General features: G+C 39.9%; 1 protein-coding gene. It reads right to left on the bottom strand.

The features are described 5' to 3' along the window. Positions 1-276, bottom strand: a 276-nt coding sequence (locus IAE51_RS12030) for an FtsK/SpoIIIE domain-containing protein (RefSeq protein WP_370524389.1), incomplete at its 3' end; no start/stop codon positions are given. Between the last annotated feature and the right edge of the window lie 115 nt (positions 277-391).

Raw genomic sequence — 391 nt, 5'->3', positions numbered from 1 at the left:
CATTCCGATGTCTTCTGGTGAAAAGTTAATGGCAAGCCCCATTAAGAAAGTGGTTAAGAATTCTGATTTACCAGAACCAGATGTTCCCCCAACAATCGCGTGTGGACCATGGACTTGTTCATGGAGATCCCAAAAGGCGAATTCTTTTTTCCCCTTCCATCCTATCATAGATGCAATCGATTTACTTGGTTCCGCTTGTGCCCAACGCTCAGAGATATTAAAATCTTCAACCGTTTCGACAAGATATTGTTCAAGTAGACTTAAGCGCTCAGGAATGGCATTTTTTTCCACCTCCATGTGTTCTAAGCTTGAGAGTTGTCGAAGAATCACTTCAAAATTATCTTTACTTTCAAGTTGAGGATAGGGTTTATATACTTTGTCTAAATGAAGT

The organism is Lactococcus sp. S64 (genome assembly GCF_016516525.1).
Taxonomy (GTDB): Bacteria; Bacillota; Bacilli; order Lactobacillales; family Streptococcaceae; genus Lactococcus; species Lactococcus lactis.
The sequence above is the reverse complement of the archived record's forward strand: the minus strand, read 5'-3'. Positions and strand labels throughout refer to the sequence as shown.